We start from the raw sequence: 14,946 nt of genomic DNA on the forward strand, positions 1-14,946 counted from the left end.
CAGCGCCGCTCGTGGGGGGGCTCAGCCTTGGTGGAGTTCGATACATGGTTGCGGTGTCCATCATCGTGCCGATGTACGATGAAGAAGAGAATGTGGACCCGCTTCATTCGGCGGTGACCCAGGCTCTGGCTGTCTGCGACCTCGATTACGAGCTGGTGCTCGTCGACGACGGAAGCAAGGACCGAACCTGCGAGCGAGCCGTTGCGCTCGTGCGACGGGATCGGCGCGTCCGGGTCGTCAAGTTTCGCAGGAACTACGGCCAGACGGCGGCCATGGCCGCTGGGGTTGAGGTGGCGCGCGGAGACGTCCTGGTGACGATGGACGGCGACCTCCAGAACGACCCCGCCGATATTCCCCGCCTGCTCGAGTGCATCGACAATGGCTATGACATCGCGATCGGGTGGCGTCGCCGGCGGCGGGACGGCAGCGCCCGCGTGCTCGTCTCGAAAATCGCCAACCGGATCATGACACGCATCATGGGCATAGCGGTCAGGGACAGCGGCTGCTCCTTGAAGGCCTATCGTGCGCAGCTGATCAAGGGAATTCCGATGTATGGCGAGATGCATCGATTCCTTCCTGCCTTGTCGCAACTTGCTGGTGCGCGGCTGATCGAGCTCGAAGTGAACCATCGCCCCCGCCGGTTCGGGATCTCCAAGTATGGATTTTCGCGAATCCAGAAGGTCATGCTCGACATGATCTCCATTCGGGCGCTGCTGAGTTACGCACGCGCGCCGCTGACCTGGCATCTCAAGGCGGTCGCTCTTTCGTCTTTGCTGACCGTCGTCGTGGTCGGGTACGTCTTCATGGGCCAGCACGACAGCTATGTCGTTATTGGAGGGGTCGCGATGTTATTGGCGTCGCTGACGCTCTTTCTGATGGTGTGGGGACTGGCCGGCGGTCTCTTCGCGGCGATCGAGCCCAACGTAAGAACCTACGCCCAGATTGCGGCGAGCCTGTCGGCCCGTCTTCCGCAGCACAAGCCGGCGCGTCCGCACGCGTCATGAATGCGCCATGTCCCTCGCTCGAGAACGTCGAGGTCTCCGTGATCGTCCCGGTGGTCGATCGGACGGATCCGGCTGAGGCAGTCTGGCGGGCTTATCGCACAGTGCTGATGAGCACCGAGCGGTCGTTCGAGTTCATCTATGTTCTGGACGGCCCGCACCCCGAATATGCCGAGGCTCTTGCCCGCATCAGCGAGCAGGAGTTTCCGCTCCACGTCGTGCAGTTCAACCGGCCTTTCGGCCAGGTGGCCTGTCTGCTGGAAGGCGTCAGGCGTGCCCGGGGGAACACGCTGCTCATTCTCCCGGCCTATTTCCAGGTTGCGCCCGAGGCGATTCCGACACTTCTCGATCGAATGGGCTCGGTGGACGTGGCGGCCGCCTACCGGGACCGCAGCCGTGACAATTCGCTCGGTCGCCTGCGCGGCTGGTGGTTCGAGATGTTCGCACGCATGGCTGGCTCTCGTTTCAGAGATCCCGGCTGCGCTGTGCGTGCGGTCAAGCGGCACGTCTTCGATGAGTTGCAGCTGCATCACGAGCAACATCCATTTCTGCCGATGCTGGCGGAGCAACTCGGGTTCAAGGTCGCCCAAGTTTCCCTGCCCCAGGCGCAGACGGATCGACGCCTTCGGAGGCATCGTCCGCTCACCTATCTCAGCATCATTCTCGATCTCGTGGCGCTCAGCTTCCTGACGAGGTTCATGCAGAAGCCGTTCCGCTTCTTCGGATCGCTGGGCGCGATCTTTATCGCCCTCGGTGTCGCGACCGGAATCTTCATGATGGTCCAGCGCCAGATGGGGCAGGAAATGGCAGACCGGCCAATCCTTGTATTGACCGTGCTGCTCATCGTGCTCGGCATCCAGATCGCCGCGGTAGGATTGATCGCCGAGATCATCATCTTCACGCGCAATCGCAGCCAGACGGTCTATCGAATCGACAAGATCATCGCGCAGCCGGACGAGGAATGATGGTTCGGGCCGATGTCGTGATCATCGGATGCGGAATGCAGGGAGCGACGATGGCCCTGGCGGCGGCACGCAGCGGGCTGAAGCCGGTCCTCGTCGAGCGGGACAGGATCGCGAGCGGCGCCACCGGCAATAGCTACGGGTTCATCCACGGCGGACTTCGCTACCTCCAGACCATGCATCTTGGGCGCTGGCGGCGTTCGCGCCGAGCCCAGGCCTGGTTCTTGAAGAGCTATCCCGACCTCGTGCGGCCGCTGCGCTGCATCATGCCGCTCTACCGGGGCCGCATACGCTCGCCGAACGCCTTTCGCATACTCGCTGCCGCGGAATCCTTGCTGTCCGGCGCCGCCGGCGATGCCCCCCGGCTGTCGCCGCCCGTTCTGCTCTCGGCGGACGATGTGCCGAGTGAATATCCGATCCCCAGACAGGATCTGGCCGGCGCGGCTGTTTGGCACGATCTCGTGGTTCCCGACATGAAGGCGCTTCTTCTCGCCATCCTGTCGGACGCGGAGGTAACCGGCTCGGCGCTGATCGAGGAGGCGGAAGTCCGGGACGTCATGGTCGTGAATGACCGTGTCCGGGGCGTGCGCATTGTCCGGCCCGATCGCTCGTTCGAGGAGATAGCGACCTCGCAAGTCATCGTCTGCACCGGGTCCTGGACTTTGCCGAATCTGGCTGGTGGAGAGCCCGCCAGCACGGCCGTCTTGGCGTTCAATCTGCTTCTCGACGCCCCGTTTCCGCTGGATGCGGCGCTCGCCGTCTCCGAAATACCCGGTCGCGGGCGCAGCTATTTCCTTAGGCCCTATGAAGGCGGGACGTTGGTCGGGACCTTCTATCGGGCCGCTCCTGGAGCAAGCCATCCGGAAGTGGAACCCAGCGACGTCGCCGCCTTTCGGAAGTCGATCGAACGAGCCCTGCCGGGCTCCGCCCTCGCTTCCGCGCCTGTTCGGCGCGTCATGGCCGGGCTGTTGCCCGACCGCGACGGCACGGGTCGAAGCTTGTCGACCGAGGATGTCGTGTCGACCAGCGGTCCGGCAGGCTTTTGCAGAATGCTGGGAACCAAGCTGACGACGGCACCCCTGCTGAGCTTCGAGACGGCGGCGAAGCTCTGGCCAAGCCGGGCCCAAGGAACCGCATGACCGGATCCGCCGACGTCATCGCGATCGACGCGCACGTCCATCTTCACGACGAAGCGGATGCGCAGCGGACGCTTGAACTTGCATTGGAGACCTTCCGGCGCGCTGCCGGCCGCGTGGATGTGGCGGTCTGCATGCTCGCCGAACGCACGGGCTTCAACGTGTTCGAATCGCTTCGCACGAAGCTTGTGGGAACGGCCGAAGCAGAGTCGATCTGGCTCGATGGAAGCCGGCGGCTGCTCGTGCTGGCGGGGCGTCAGATCGTGAGCGCGGAGGGGCTGGAGATACTGGGCCTCGCCGCGCTTGTCCCGGACCGGCTCGAGGGCAGGCCGGCGCGCGAGATCATTGCCGATCTCCTGGAGATCGGCGCGTTGCCCGTGCTTCCCTGGGGCGCGGGAAAATGGATCGGCCGGCGCGGCCGGCTCGTCGATCGGTTGATCGGCGAGACGACGGGAATCTTCCTCGGAGACAATGGCGGCCGGCCGATCTTCTGGCCCGTTCGCCGCTTCGCACGCGGCGTTCGCGTGGTTGCCGGCTCCGATCCGCTGCCGGTCGCCGGAGCATGGACGGCCATCGGCAGCTTCGGGAGCCTTTTGCACGGGGCGCTTCCCATAGACACTCCGGCCGCCGCACTGCGCCGCTGCCTGCGCGATCCGGAAATCAGGCTGGTGCGTTATGGCAGGCTGGCGACTCCGCTTCGCTTCGCCTTCGATCAGGCGCGGCTTCGAAGCGGCGGCCGCGGGAGCCCGGGATGAGGATCCTGTTCCTGGCGCCTCACCCCTTCTTCGCGGAACGCGGAACGCCGATCGCGGTGCGGCAGGCGGTGACCGTTCTTTGCAAGCACGGTCACGAGATCGATCTGCTCACGTATCACGAAGGCGAGGATATCGAAATTCCGGGCGCCCGCCTCATTCGCATCAGGCCGGGACCGGGCATCAGGAACGTGCCGATCGGCTTCTCCCTGAGGAAGCTGGTTTGCGACGCCTGGATGGCATTGGCCGCATTCCGGCTCGTGCGCCGTCACGATTACGACGTTGTCCATGCGGTGGAAGAGGCCGTCTTCATCGGCTTGATGTGCCGCACCTTGCGCCGGTTCAAGCTCGTCTACGACATGGACTCGCTGATGCCCGACCAGATCGCCGAGAAATGGCCTTGGGCGAGAAGCTTGCTGCCGCCCCTGCGTTGGTTCGAAGGCCAGGCGATCCGGCGATCGGATCTCGTCCTTGCCGTCTGCCAGGCGGTCGCCGACCGGGCGGCCTCAACGACTGCCCCCTCCCGCGTCCACCTCCTGCCGGACATGGCGTTCGATGGCGAAGGGACGGAGACGGGCGAGATCGAGGCGCTTCGCGGCCTGTTTCGGGCCGAGGCGCCGCTGGCGCTCTACGTGGGCAATCTCGAGCATTATCAGGGCATCGACCTGATGCTCGAGGCCGTTGCGCAGCTTCCGCCCGAAAAGCCGTGCAATCTGGTCGTCATCGGCGGAGGCGAGGGCGCTACCCGGCATTATTCCGAAAAGGCTTCGGAGATGCGGATCGGCGAGCGGGTCCGCTTCCTCGGACATCGCCCCCTGAGCATGCTCGGCCATTATCTCGAGCAGGCCGACATCCTGTGCTCGCCGCGTCTGCGCGGCGTCAACACGCCGATGAAGATCTATTCCTACATGGCCTCCGGCCGGGCGGTCCTGGCCACGGACATCCCGAGTCATAGCCAGGTCCTCGATCCCGGCTGCGCGCTTCTGGCGCCGGCCACGCCATCGGCATTCGCGACGGGCCTGGCCCGGTTGCTCGACGATCCCGAGTTGCGCGAGACGTTGGGGAGGAGCGCGGCGGGAAAGGCGGCCCGGCTCTATAGCGCTTCGGCCTTCGCCGACCGGTTGACGCGCGCATATGCAACGATCGCTGGCCCGGAAGCTGTGCAGGACGAGATGTGCCCATGTCCGCCGACCGGATAGCATCGCACCATCGGGCCGAGGGCCAGTCTGCAGAGAAGGCTCACCCCGACATACAGCCTGGACTGAAGTATCGGCCCGACATCGATGGATTGCGTGCCGTCGCCGTTCTGGCGGTCGTCGCCTACCATGCGGGCATCGAAACAGTGAGCGGGGGCTTCGTCGGAGTCGACGTCTTCTTCGTCATCTCGGGTTTCCTCATAGGCTCGATCATACTCGACGAGGCGCGCGAGGGCCGCTTCTCCCTTTCGCGATTCTACGAACGCCGCATCCGAAGGCTGTTCCCGGCGCTCGTGGTCGTGCTGTTCGCGACATTCGCGGTCGCCACCGCACACGCCTTGCCGACGGAGCTGGCGCAACTGGGCCGCAGCATGCTGGCCACGCTCTTCTTCGTATCGAACATCTTTTTCTGGCGGCATTCCGACTATTTCGACGCTCCTGCCGAGACGCAGCCGCTGCTCCATACCTGGTCGCTCGCCATAGAAGAGCAATTCTATCTCTTCATTCCCATCGCGCTCGTCCTGCTCGTCCGCCACGCACCGCGGCAGCTCAACGCCCTGACCCTTGCCGGAACGCTTATCTCACTCCTGCTCTGCATCTGGGCGACACGACACTTTCAGACGGCAAGCTTCTATCTGCTGCCGACACGCGCCTGGGAGCTCTTCCTCGGCATCCTCGTCGCGCTGGGGCTCTTTCCCCGAATGGACAGCACTCTGATCCGCAACTTCGCGGCGGCGGCCGGGCTGGCGATGGTGGGCGCTGCCGTTTTCCTGTTCACGAGCGAGACGACCTTTCCCGGGGCCAGCGCCCTGTTGCCGACCATCGGCACGTTTCTGGTCATCGGGGCCGGCCGGTCGGGGCCTACTCTCGTCGGACGCCTGCTTTCGCTGAGGCCCGTCGTCTTCGTCGGCCTCATTTCCTACTCGCTCTATCTCTGGCACTGGCCGATCCTGGTGTTCCAGCGCAGCGACTCCTTCCTCGTCGAGAGCGCCAGGCCCGAAGTCGGTACGGGCGTCGCGATCGCGCTGTCTTTCGTCGTCGCCACCCTTTCCTGGCGCTTCGTCGAGCGGCCATTCCGTTCCAGGGCGAACTTCCGCGCCCCGAAAATCTATCGGGTGGCGGCCGGGGCAGGGGCCGTTGCCGCCGCGACCGCATTCGTCGCCGTGGGCACTGGCGGCCTACCGCAGCGCCTGCCCTCCCAGGCGCAGGCGGTTGCGAGCGTTCTCGCTTATGATCCCGAAGACCAGTATCGGACCGGTCGATGCATGATCTCGTCGGGCTTCGACATCGGCGATTTCGCGGAGGACTGCCTGGCGAAATCGAGCACCGAGCGCAATTATCTGCTCGTCGGGGACAGCCATGCGGCCCATCTGTGGTACGGGTTGGATGCCGTGCTCTCGGGCGTCAACGTCATGCAGGCGACATCATCCGGCTGCCGGCCCTTTGCCGAGGAGCCTGACGCGTTTCCGCGGTGCCGGCAGGTGATGGACCGGGTCTTCGGGGACCGCCGGACCCTTGTCGGCGTCGACAAGCTCCTCATCGCCGCGCAATGGGGAAAAGACGATGTAGCGAACCTGGCTCGAACCCTCGACTGGGCGCGCGAGCAGGGCGTCGAGGTCGTGCTGTTCGGGCCGATCGTCCAGTATCGGAGCGCCGTGCCCCGGATCCTCGCGCAGCAGAGGTGGCACGGCCCGTCCGACCTGCTCGGTCGACAGCGCCTGTCGCACCTGGCCGCGCTCGATCGCCGCCTGGCACGGATCGCCGGGGCCAAGGGTGTGCGCTACGTATCGCTCTGGTCGATGATGTGCCGACATCCCGGCTGCCTGGCTTACGATCGTGCCGGCAAGCCGCTGCAATTCGACGATGGTCACCTGACGGCGCAAGGATCAATCCTTGTCGCGCGCCTCCTGGTCGACGAAGGATTGCTGAGTTGAACCGCCCACCTCCTGACATCGCGACGTCTTCCGACGGTTATGCCTCCCGCTTTGAAGGCGCTGCCGGAAAATACCTTCTCGATGTGCAGGAGCACGGAGTGCTCGCACTGCTCGCGACCGATCCGCCGGATTCCGGATCGACGCTTCTCGACGTGGGGGGCGGGCATGCCCAGCTGGCGCCCCCCCTTGCGGCCGCCGGCTATTCGGTCACCGTCGCCGGCAGCGATTCGAGCTGTGCGAGGAGGCTGCGGGCCGACGCGCGTGCGGACGCCGTGGATTTCGTCGCCTGCGACCTCCTGTCCATGCCGTTCGACGAACGGCAATTCGATGTGGTGACGAGCGTGCGCCTCATGTCGCATGTCGAGGATTGGCGGCGGCTGGTGAGCGAGCTCTGCCGCGTCGCCGACAAGGCGGTGATCATCGATTATCCGGTCTATTCCAGCGTCAACGCGCTGTCGCTGCTCGCATTTCCGATCAAACGCCTGATCGAGAAGAACACGCGCACCTACAGGACATTCTTTGCGCGCGAACTTCGATCCGCCTTTGCCGCGCACGGATTTCGGCAAAGGCGCGACTGGCGGCAGTTTGTGCTTCCGATGGCTTTGCACAGAGCCCTGCCGCAGCCTCAGCTCGCGCAGAGGATGGAGAAGATGTTCCGCTCCGCCGGCGTGACCCGGCTGGTCGGCAATCCCGTTCTCGCCCGATTCGACCGAGTGGCACGATGAGCATCGCGCGAACCGTTGCGGTGACGGGCGCCACCGGGTTTACGGGCCAGGCGCTCGCGAAAAGACTGGCGGCCGACGGGCACCAGGTGCGCGCCTTGGCGCGCGCCGGATCGGTGCTTCCGCCGGAGGCGGGCATCAAGAGGATCGACGGGGACCTTCAGGACCCCGAAGCGCTCGCCCGACTGGTGGAGGGCGCCGACACGGTGTTTCACATCGCGGCCATGTATCGGTCGGAAGGCAGCTACGACGAGTTCCTCGCGGTCAATTATGAGGCGACGCGCGCGCTCGTCGAGGCCAGCCGCCGGGCCAAGGTGCGACGCTTCGTCCATTGCTCGACGATCGGCGTCCACGGCAGCGTCGAGCGCAGCCCGGCCGACGAAACCGCCGCCATCAGCCCGCGCGACCCCTATCAGGAGACAAAGGCGCTCGCGGAACGATATTGTTTCGAGGAGATGGGCCGCGGAGGTCTGGAGATCGTGATCATACGCCCCTGCGCCATCTACGGCCCGGGCGATACGCGCATGCTGAAGATGTTTCGGATGATACGGCGCGGCCTCTTCTTCTTCGTCGGCGATGGAGCGGCCAACTTCCATCCGGTCTATATCGACGACCTCGTCGACGCTTTCGTGTCGAGCATGGAAACGCCGGACGCCGCCGGTGAGGTGTTCATCATCGGAGGGCCCCGCTATCTGCCGTTGCGGGACTATGTCGCCGCCGCCGCACGAGCGCTGGGCCGCAAGCCCCCGAGGCTGCATCTACCCTACAGGCCCATGAATCTGTTGGCCCGGACCGTCGAGGCGGTGTGCGCTCCGCTCGGGCTCCAGCCCCCGCTGCACAGGCGGCGGCTGACGTTCTTCAAGCACAATCGTGCCTTTACGAGCGAGAAGGCCCGGATGAAGCTTGGCTACCGTCCCAAGGTCGACCTGGACGAGGGATTTCGGCGCACGGTCTCCTGGTATCGGCAGACCGGCCTCTTGCCTCCGCGGTGAGGGCGCGGCCGATCGGCTTCGGGATCGACAGCGCGCGGCGCGACGATGCTCGATGCCCCGCGCCCGCTCGGCACCAGCCGCCTTCCCGCGCGTTCACCGGCCGAATCCAAAAAATGCGGAGACGCGCCATGAGCCGGGTCCTGGTCCTCTATCATTCCACCTATGGCCATATCGAGACGATGGCCTATGCCGTGGCCGAGGGCGCGCGCGAGGCGGGCGCCGAAGTCGTGGTCAAGCGGGTGCCGGAGCTGGTCCCCGAAGAGCTCGCCCGCAAGTCCGGCTACAAGCTCGACCAGCAAGCCCCCATTGCCACCGTGGACGAGCTTGTCGACTATGATGCGATCATCATTGGCGTGGGCACGCGCTACGGCCGCATGGCGTCGCAGATGGCGAACTTCCTCGATCAGACCGGCTCGCTCTGGGCGAAGGGCTCGCTCAATGGAAAGGTCGGGTCGGCCTTCACCTCCACCGCAACCCAGCATGGCGGACAGGAGACGACGCTGATGGCGATCCACACGAACCTTTTCCATCTGGGGCTGGTCGCGGTCGGTCTGCCTTACGCCTTCGCCGGGCAGATGACGCTCGACGAGATTACCGGCGGCAGCCCTTATGGGGCGACCACCATCGCCGCCAGCGACGGGTCGCGCCAGCCGAGCGAGAATGAGCTGGCCGGCGCCCGCTTCCAGGGCCGGCACGTGGCGGAGATCGCCAACCGCCTGTTCCCGAACGGCGTCGGGAGGGAAGGGGAGAAGGTCGAGGAGGTCACCTTCGGCAGCTGATCCGTGCGCGTCGCGGCGACGGCCGGCACCTGGGGCTGACTCGGGCCTCGGCTCCGGCTTGGCCGCAAGCGGGGGGCCGCGATCGGCTAACGCCTGAGCCAGTCCCCCAGCGGCGAGACCAGGGGTGCATGGAGCGACGTGACTACCGCCCAGAATGCCAGGCCGAGGACCAGTGTGGTCCAGTTCGGCGTCGCGGCGCGCCACGGCACCCGCCCCGAAAGCAAAGCCGCGAAGGGCAGGAAAGAAGTCTTCGCCTGCCAGGCTTTCCAGGCCGGCCCGAGCAAGCGGCCCTTCTTGCGATCCTGGCCGATCGATCCGGCCACCGCCAGGACGAGAATGCCGACCGCGACGATCAGGTTGCGGGCGCTTCCCGAGAGGGAGATGTGGACCAGCGCCCACAGGATGAAGCTCCAGTTCATCGGATGGCGGGTGATCGCGAACACGCCGCACGGCGGCGGGATTTCCTCGGGCCGCGCGCCGGGATGGGGAAAGGCCGGATTGCGGACCAGCGACCCCGCGAGGAGGAGGCTCGCCGCGAGCATGATCGCCGATGCGATCGGCCACCACCACAAGGGCGCCACCCAGGCTGGGCTCGGGTCGGCGGCGGCGCGCCAAGCCAGGATCATCCAGGCGAGGGTGGCAAATGCGACCAGCGAATAAGCCCCGAGAAAGCCGCGCTCGCCGAGCCGTGCGACCAGGGACCTCCGAAGCGGATGCGACATCAGAAGATGGGTGCCGACGAAGGCGGCCGTCGCCCCAGCGAGGCTGAGGGCCGGGTTCATCGCCGGCTGCCCTCGGTCACCTGTCGTAGGCGTTCGGAAGCGCGCCTTCCTGCGGCTGGCGGTAGCGGTCGCGGAGCCGGGTCTGCCGGTTCTCCAGATTCTGCTGGACGCCGTCGATCCACACCGCCTCGACGCCGGTGGCGAGCTCGAGCGGGTCGCCGTCCCAGATCACCACGTCGCCGCGTCGCCCCGGCCGCAGCGATCCGATCTCGCCGCCCAGGCCGATCGCCTCGGCCGGCCGCGAACTGATCGCCGCGAACGCCTCGTTCCAGCTGAGGCCGCTATGGCCCGGGACGCGACCGATTCCGACGAGATTGCCGGCAAATTGGGTCGAGACGCGGACCTGCCGCGATTCGTCCTCATTGTTCATGCCGATCGCGACCGGGACTCCGGCGGCGAGCATCCGGCCGATATTGGACTGGGTGGCAGCGAGCTGCTCGAAGCTCGACGGCAAGTCCTGCAGGGCATTGGCGATCACCGGCACTTGCGCGGCGGCGATCTGCTCGGCCACGCGCCAGCCTTCGGCGACTCCGACGAGGACCAGGCGCAGCCGCGGGAATTCCTGCTTGAGCGCCAAAGTCTGCAGGATGTCGCTCGCCCGCTCGACGTGCACGAGCAGCAGCTGCCGTCCCTGCAGGACGGGCACCAAAGCGGCTGCGTCGAACCGGGTCAGCAGCACGTCCTCGGGCCGCCGCGCGTCCGGCAGGATATAGGGATTTTCCGAAATATCCTCAATCGGCGCGTCGGATTCGCGCGTTTCCCGCGTCGCGCCGCCGCCGATCGGAAGCCTGAGGTCGCGCGCCTCGCGCAAGGCGTTGCGCAAAAGCACGTGGGCGGAGGCGCGGCTGCCGCCGGCATCCTGCGCTCCCTCCTCGCCCAGCTCGATGAACTGGAAGGCGCGCGCGCGAGTGATCGGCTGCATGTCCGAACCTAGGTCGATCACCGCACCCTGACCCGCGAAGATGCTGCGCCCCGTTGCCGGGGAGACGATCGCGCGCGTTACGCCCGCAGCGCGGTTGACCGCGATCGAAACCGCTTGGGGGTTGATCGCCGGGACGACGTCGATCGCTGCGCTGAACGGCGAGTTGGTCGCCTGTATGTCATTGGTGGCGTCCACCGCGTCGACCTCGGTAAGGCCGATCCTGGAGAAGCCGGCGACTATGCCCGGCGTCACCCATTTGCCGGTGGCGTCGATCACTGTTGCTCCTGCCGGCACGGTCACGCCGGCGCCGGCGGCGGCGACGCGGCCGTCGCGGATCACCACGGTGCCTCCGTCGATCGGTTCGGAGCCGTCGCCGACGACGACACGCCCGCCGGTGATCGCCACCGTCTGGGCGGCGAGGGGTGCGGAGGCGAGGGCGGCTACGCCAGCCAGGAAATGCGCCAGCGCCTTCATTTCACGTCTCCCTCGCCGGGCTGGCCGAGTTCGAAGTCGGATACCGGCCTCAATCGTGGATCGTTCATGTCGTAGAGCAAGGCGCCGTCTATCCAGACCTGCTGCGGGCGGGAGTAGACGCTGAACGGATCGCCGTTCCACAGCACGACGTCGGCGCGTTTGCCGACCCTCAGGCTGCCGGTCTCCTCGTCGATGCCGAGCGCGCGGGCCGGATTGAAGGTCAGCCAGCGCCAGGCGACCGCGTCGCTGATGTCGATCCCCATCCGGCGGCCGTCGGCCAGCGCCTTGGCCGCCTCCTGATTGAGCCGCTGGATGCCGTTCGGGTCATCCGAATGGACGATCGCACAGGCGCCGGCATTGTGGACGAGCGGGATGTTCTCGTTGACCGCGTCATAGGCCTCCATCTTGAAGCCCCACCAATCGGCCCACATGGCCGAGCAGACGTCGTTTTCGCGCAGCAGGTCGGCGATCTTGTAGCTCTCGACCGCATGGTGGAAGGTGGAGATGCGGAAGCCGAACTCGCGTGCCATGTCCATCATGACCGCCATCTCGTCGGCGCGGTAGCAATGATTGTGGACGAGGACGTCGCCTTCGAGCACCTCGACCAGCGTCTCGAGCGCCAGGTCGCGGGCGGTGCTGGGGTCGCGCGTGCGCTTGTCGCGATACTCCGCCGCACGCTGCCACGTCTGGCGCATCAGGGCGACATTGCCCATGCGCGTGCCCGGCATCTGGTTGCGGTTCCCGTAGACGCGCTTCGGATTTTCGCCGCAGGCCATCTTGAGCCCGCGCGGCGCTCCGGGAAAGCGCATCCCCTGGACCGTACGAGCGGGCACGTTGCGCAAGGTGACGCCTCGGCCGCCGAAAAGGTTCGCCGATCCGGGCAGGACCTGGAGCGTCGTCACGCCGCCATTGACGAGCGCGCGCGAGAAGCCGGGATCCTGCGGCCAGACGCTGTGCTCGGCCCAGACTTCCGGGCGGACCGGGCTGGTGACCTCGTTGCCGTCGGAATGCGCCTCGACGCCCGGGCTCGGATAGTCGCCCAGGTGGCTATGGACGTCGATCACGCCCGGCGTGACCCAGCGTCCCGTGCCGTCGATCCGGACCGCGCCCTCGGGGATCGGCGTGTCGGCGCCGCCGATCGCCTGGATGCGTCCGTCGACCAGGACCACCGTCCCGTTGTCGATCCGCCCACCTTCGCCGTCGAAGACGGTGGCGCCGGTGATCGCAGTCGGAACGCCGGGATAGGCGCGATAGGTGGAAGGATAGGGGTCGTCCGGCGGCGTATAGCGGTTCGAGCTCCTCTCCGACGACGCTGTCGCCGGCCCTTCCGTCTGGGCAGCGCAGCCGCCCAGCATCGCGACGGCGGCGGCCGCCGCGATCCCCCAATGTGACTTCATCAGGCCCTCCCAGGCGTCGGCTTGGTTTCCGTTTCCGGATGCATACCGGGCGCGGCTGGCTCTGCAAGCTCGCTTTGGCCGGCAAGGTCATCCTCGTCGCGGAGCGTCGACAGATGCATCAGTCGCTTCACGAGCGGCGAGATCAGCACGACGAAGATCCCGATCGCGATCGCGATCCAGCCGATCGTCGAATAGACCGACATCGTCCCTTCCTGCGTCATCGCGCCATGCTCGCCGCCAGTCGCCGCGCCGATCATGCCGGCGACGAAATTGCCTCCGGCGGTGGCGAAGAACCAGGCGCCCATGATCAGGCTAGCCAGGTAGCGGGGCGCCAGCCGGTTCATCGCCGAAAGGCCGACCGGCGACAGGCACAGCTCGCCCATCGTGTGGAGCAGGTAGACGAGGAAGATGAACAGCACAGGCGTGGGATTGCCCATGCCGACCGACATCGCGCCCGCCACCAGCACCAGGAAGCCCGCGCCGAGCTGGATCAGGCCTAGGCCGAACTTGGCCGGTGTCGACGGCTCCAGGCCCCGCTTGCCGAGCGCGGTCCACATCCAGGCGAAGAGCGGCGCCAGCAGGATGATGTAGATCGGGTTGATCGACTGGAACAGCGACGCCGGGACGCCGGCTCGGTCGACATAGCGGTCGGTGTAGAGGTTGAGCGAGCCGCCGGCCTGCTCGAACAGGCCCCAGAAGAGCGGTTGCAGGGCGATGAGGAAGATGATCGCGAAGATCCGGTCGCGTGCCTCCGGGTCGAGCTTGAACGCCTGCATCAGCACATAGCCCAGCAAGGCGATGCCCATGACGAGCAGCAGTCCTCCGACGACGCTCTGATATTGGATGAGCACCCACATCACCGCGATCGCGACGAGGCCGATGGCGTAGAGCAGCCATTCGAGCTTCAGGCCGGCCACCGGCCGGCGCAAGGCAGCGGCGTCCGGCGCCTCGCCGCGGCCGAGCAGCAGCGGCTTGCCGATGACGAAGACGATCAGGCCGAGCAGCATGCCGACGCCCGCCGCGCCGAAGCCGTACTGCCAGCCCAAAGTCTGGCCGAGATAGCCGGCGAGGATCGTGCCCACCGCCGCGCCGGTGTTAATGCCCATGTAGAAGATGGTGTAGGCGCCGTCGCGGCGCACGTCGGTGCGCGGATAGAGCTGTCCGACGATCACCGAGATGTTGGCCTTGAGGAAGCCCGATCCGACGATGATGAAGGAAAGCGCCAGCCAGAAGACGTTGATCGTCGCGTCATTCTGGCCGCCCGTGCCTTCGAACGCCATCAGGAAGTGCCCGCAGGTCAGCAGGACCGCGCCGAACAGAACCGCCTTGCGCTGGCCGAGATAGCGGTCGGCGAGATAGCCGCCGAGCACCGGCGTGATGTAGACCAGGCTCGTATAGGCGCCGTAGATGATGTTCGAGGCATCGTCCGCGAACAGCCAGTGCTGCGTCAGGTAGAAGATCAGGAGGGCGCGCATTCCGTAATAGGAGAAGCGCTCCCACATCTCGGCGAAGAACAGGATGTAGAGGCCCTTGGGGTGGTTCAGCACCTCGGGCTTCGGACGCGTGACCAGATAGGCGCCGGCGATGAGAAATATGGCGAGCACGGTCGCGGCGATCGCCGCGATCCAATCGCCCTCTGCCCAAAGGGATATGTCCTTGAAGCCGTTCACGCTCACCTCTCTGATCGCTGCTGGTCGCCGCGCGGCGCTCCGAATGGCGCTGTACCCTAACGCCCTGTCTCGACTTGTGAAGCGGGATTGTTGCCCATCCCGGCTGCTGGAGAGGTGGAAACGGGGTCGAAGGCCAGCCATCGCGGGTTGAATTTTGCTGTGAGCGGCCGGGGCGGGCGATGGAATCGCGGCCCTGATATTCCTTCCCGAATTCGGCCGGGAAGGAT

Annotated in this window: 13 protein-coding genes; 9 read left to right on the forward strand and 4 right to left on the reverse strand. The window is 66.2% G+C overall.

All coding sequences use genetic code 11. The features are described from left to right. The first annotated feature begins 44 nt into the window (after positions 1–44). The 9 genes from EKM57_RS03365 (at position 45) to wrbA (ending at position 9,474) form a co-directional block, all read left to right on the forward strand. On the forward strand, positions 45–1,004 hold the full coding sequence (locus tag EKM57_RS03365; RefSeq protein ID WP_129791079.1) for a glycosyltransferase family 2 protein: 960 nt from the start codon (positions 45–47) through the stop codon (positions 1,002–1,004). Continuing rightward, the gene (locus EKM57_RS03370; protein ID WP_129791080.1) at positions 1,001–1,966 is read left to right on the forward strand and encodes a glycosyltransferase; all 966 of its coding nucleotides are present in this window, start codon (positions 1,001–1,003) and stop codon (positions 1,964–1,966) included. Before EKM57_RS03365 ends, EKM57_RS03370 begins: the two co-directional genes overlap by 4 nt. After that, positions 1,966–3,102, forward strand: coding sequence for an FAD-dependent oxidoreductase (locus EKM57_RS03375; protein WP_129791429.1), 1,137 nt, complete (start codon positions 1,966–1,968; stop codon positions 3,100–3,102). The genes EKM57_RS03370 and EKM57_RS03375 overlap by 1 nt, the downstream gene beginning before the upstream one ends. Next, positions 3,099–3,854 (forward strand): hypothetical protein, encoded by a 756-nt coding sequence (locus EKM57_RS03380; protein ID WP_243450865.1) that lies wholly within the window; start codon positions 3,099–3,101, stop codon positions 3,852–3,854. The genes EKM57_RS03375 and EKM57_RS03380 overlap by 4 nt, the downstream gene beginning before the upstream one ends. After that, positions 3,851–5,050 carry a glycosyltransferase family 4 protein gene (locus tag EKM57_RS03385; RefSeq protein ID WP_129791081.1) on the forward strand — a complete coding sequence of 400 codons (1,200 nt, stop codon included), beginning with the start codon at positions 3,851–3,853 and terminating at the stop codon, positions 5,048–5,050. Before EKM57_RS03380 ends, EKM57_RS03385 begins: the two co-directional genes overlap by 4 nt. After that, positions 5,032–6,981: an acyltransferase family protein gene (locus tag EKM57_RS22375; RefSeq protein ID WP_129791082.1), complete on the forward strand. Its 1,950-nt coding sequence runs from the start codon at positions 5,032–5,034 to the stop codon at positions 6,979–6,981. The genes EKM57_RS03385 and EKM57_RS22375 overlap by 19 nt, the downstream gene beginning before the upstream one ends. 98 nt (positions 6,982–7,079) lie before the next feature. Then, positions 7,080–7,706, forward strand: coding sequence for a class I SAM-dependent methyltransferase (locus EKM57_RS22380; RefSeq protein WP_243450866.1), 627 nt, complete (start codon positions 7,080–7,082; stop codon positions 7,704–7,706). Next, positions 7,703–8,695, forward strand: coding sequence for an NAD(P)-dependent oxidoreductase (locus EKM57_RS03400; protein WP_129791084.1), 993 nt, complete (start codon positions 7,703–7,705; stop codon positions 8,693–8,695). Before EKM57_RS22380 ends, EKM57_RS03400 begins: the two co-directional genes overlap by 4 nt. 128 nt (positions 8,696–8,823) lie before the next feature. Beyond that, the gene (gene wrbA, locus EKM57_RS03405; RefSeq protein ID WP_129791085.1) at positions 8,824–9,474 is read left to right on the forward strand and encodes an NAD(P)H:quinone oxidoreductase; all 651 of its coding nucleotides are present in this window, start codon (positions 8,824–8,826) and stop codon (positions 9,472–9,474) included. An 86-nt stretch (positions 9,475–9,560) separates the two neighbouring features. Here the strand turns inward: wrbA and EKM57_RS03410 are convergent, their stop codons facing one another. Genes EKM57_RS03410 through EKM57_RS03425 form a run of 4 tightly spaced genes read right to left on the reverse strand, consistent with a single transcriptional unit; the run spans position 9,561 to position 14,719 of the window. Beyond that, positions 9,561–10,256: an NnrU family protein gene (locus EKM57_RS03410; protein ID WP_129791086.1), complete on the reverse strand. Its 696-nt coding sequence runs from the start codon at positions 10,254–10,256 to the stop codon at positions 9,561–9,563. A gap of 16 nt (positions 10,257–10,272) precedes the next feature. Continuing rightward, the gene (locus tag EKM57_RS03415; RefSeq protein ID WP_129791087.1) at positions 10,273–11,652 is read right to left on the reverse strand and encodes an amidohydrolase family protein; all 1,380 of its coding nucleotides are present in this window, start codon (positions 11,650–11,652) and stop codon (positions 10,273–10,275) included. After that, positions 11,649–13,049, reverse strand: coding sequence for an amidohydrolase (locus EKM57_RS03420; protein WP_129791088.1), 1,401 nt, complete (start codon positions 13,047–13,049; stop codon positions 11,649–11,651). Before EKM57_RS03420 ends, EKM57_RS03415 begins: the two co-directional genes overlap by 4 nt. Then, on the reverse strand, positions 13,049–14,719 hold the full coding sequence (locus EKM57_RS03425) for a peptide MFS transporter (protein ID WP_243450867.1): 1,671 nt from the start codon (positions 14,717–14,719) through the stop codon (positions 13,049–13,051). Before EKM57_RS03425 ends, EKM57_RS03420 begins: the two co-directional genes overlap by 1 nt. Positions 14,720–14,946 lie beyond the last annotated feature (227 nt).

The sequence above is a fragment of the Sphingosinicella sp. CPCC 101087 genome, assembly GCF_004151485.1.
Classification (GTDB): Bacteria; Pseudomonadota; Alphaproteobacteria; order Sphingomonadales; family Sphingomonadaceae; genus Allosphingosinicella.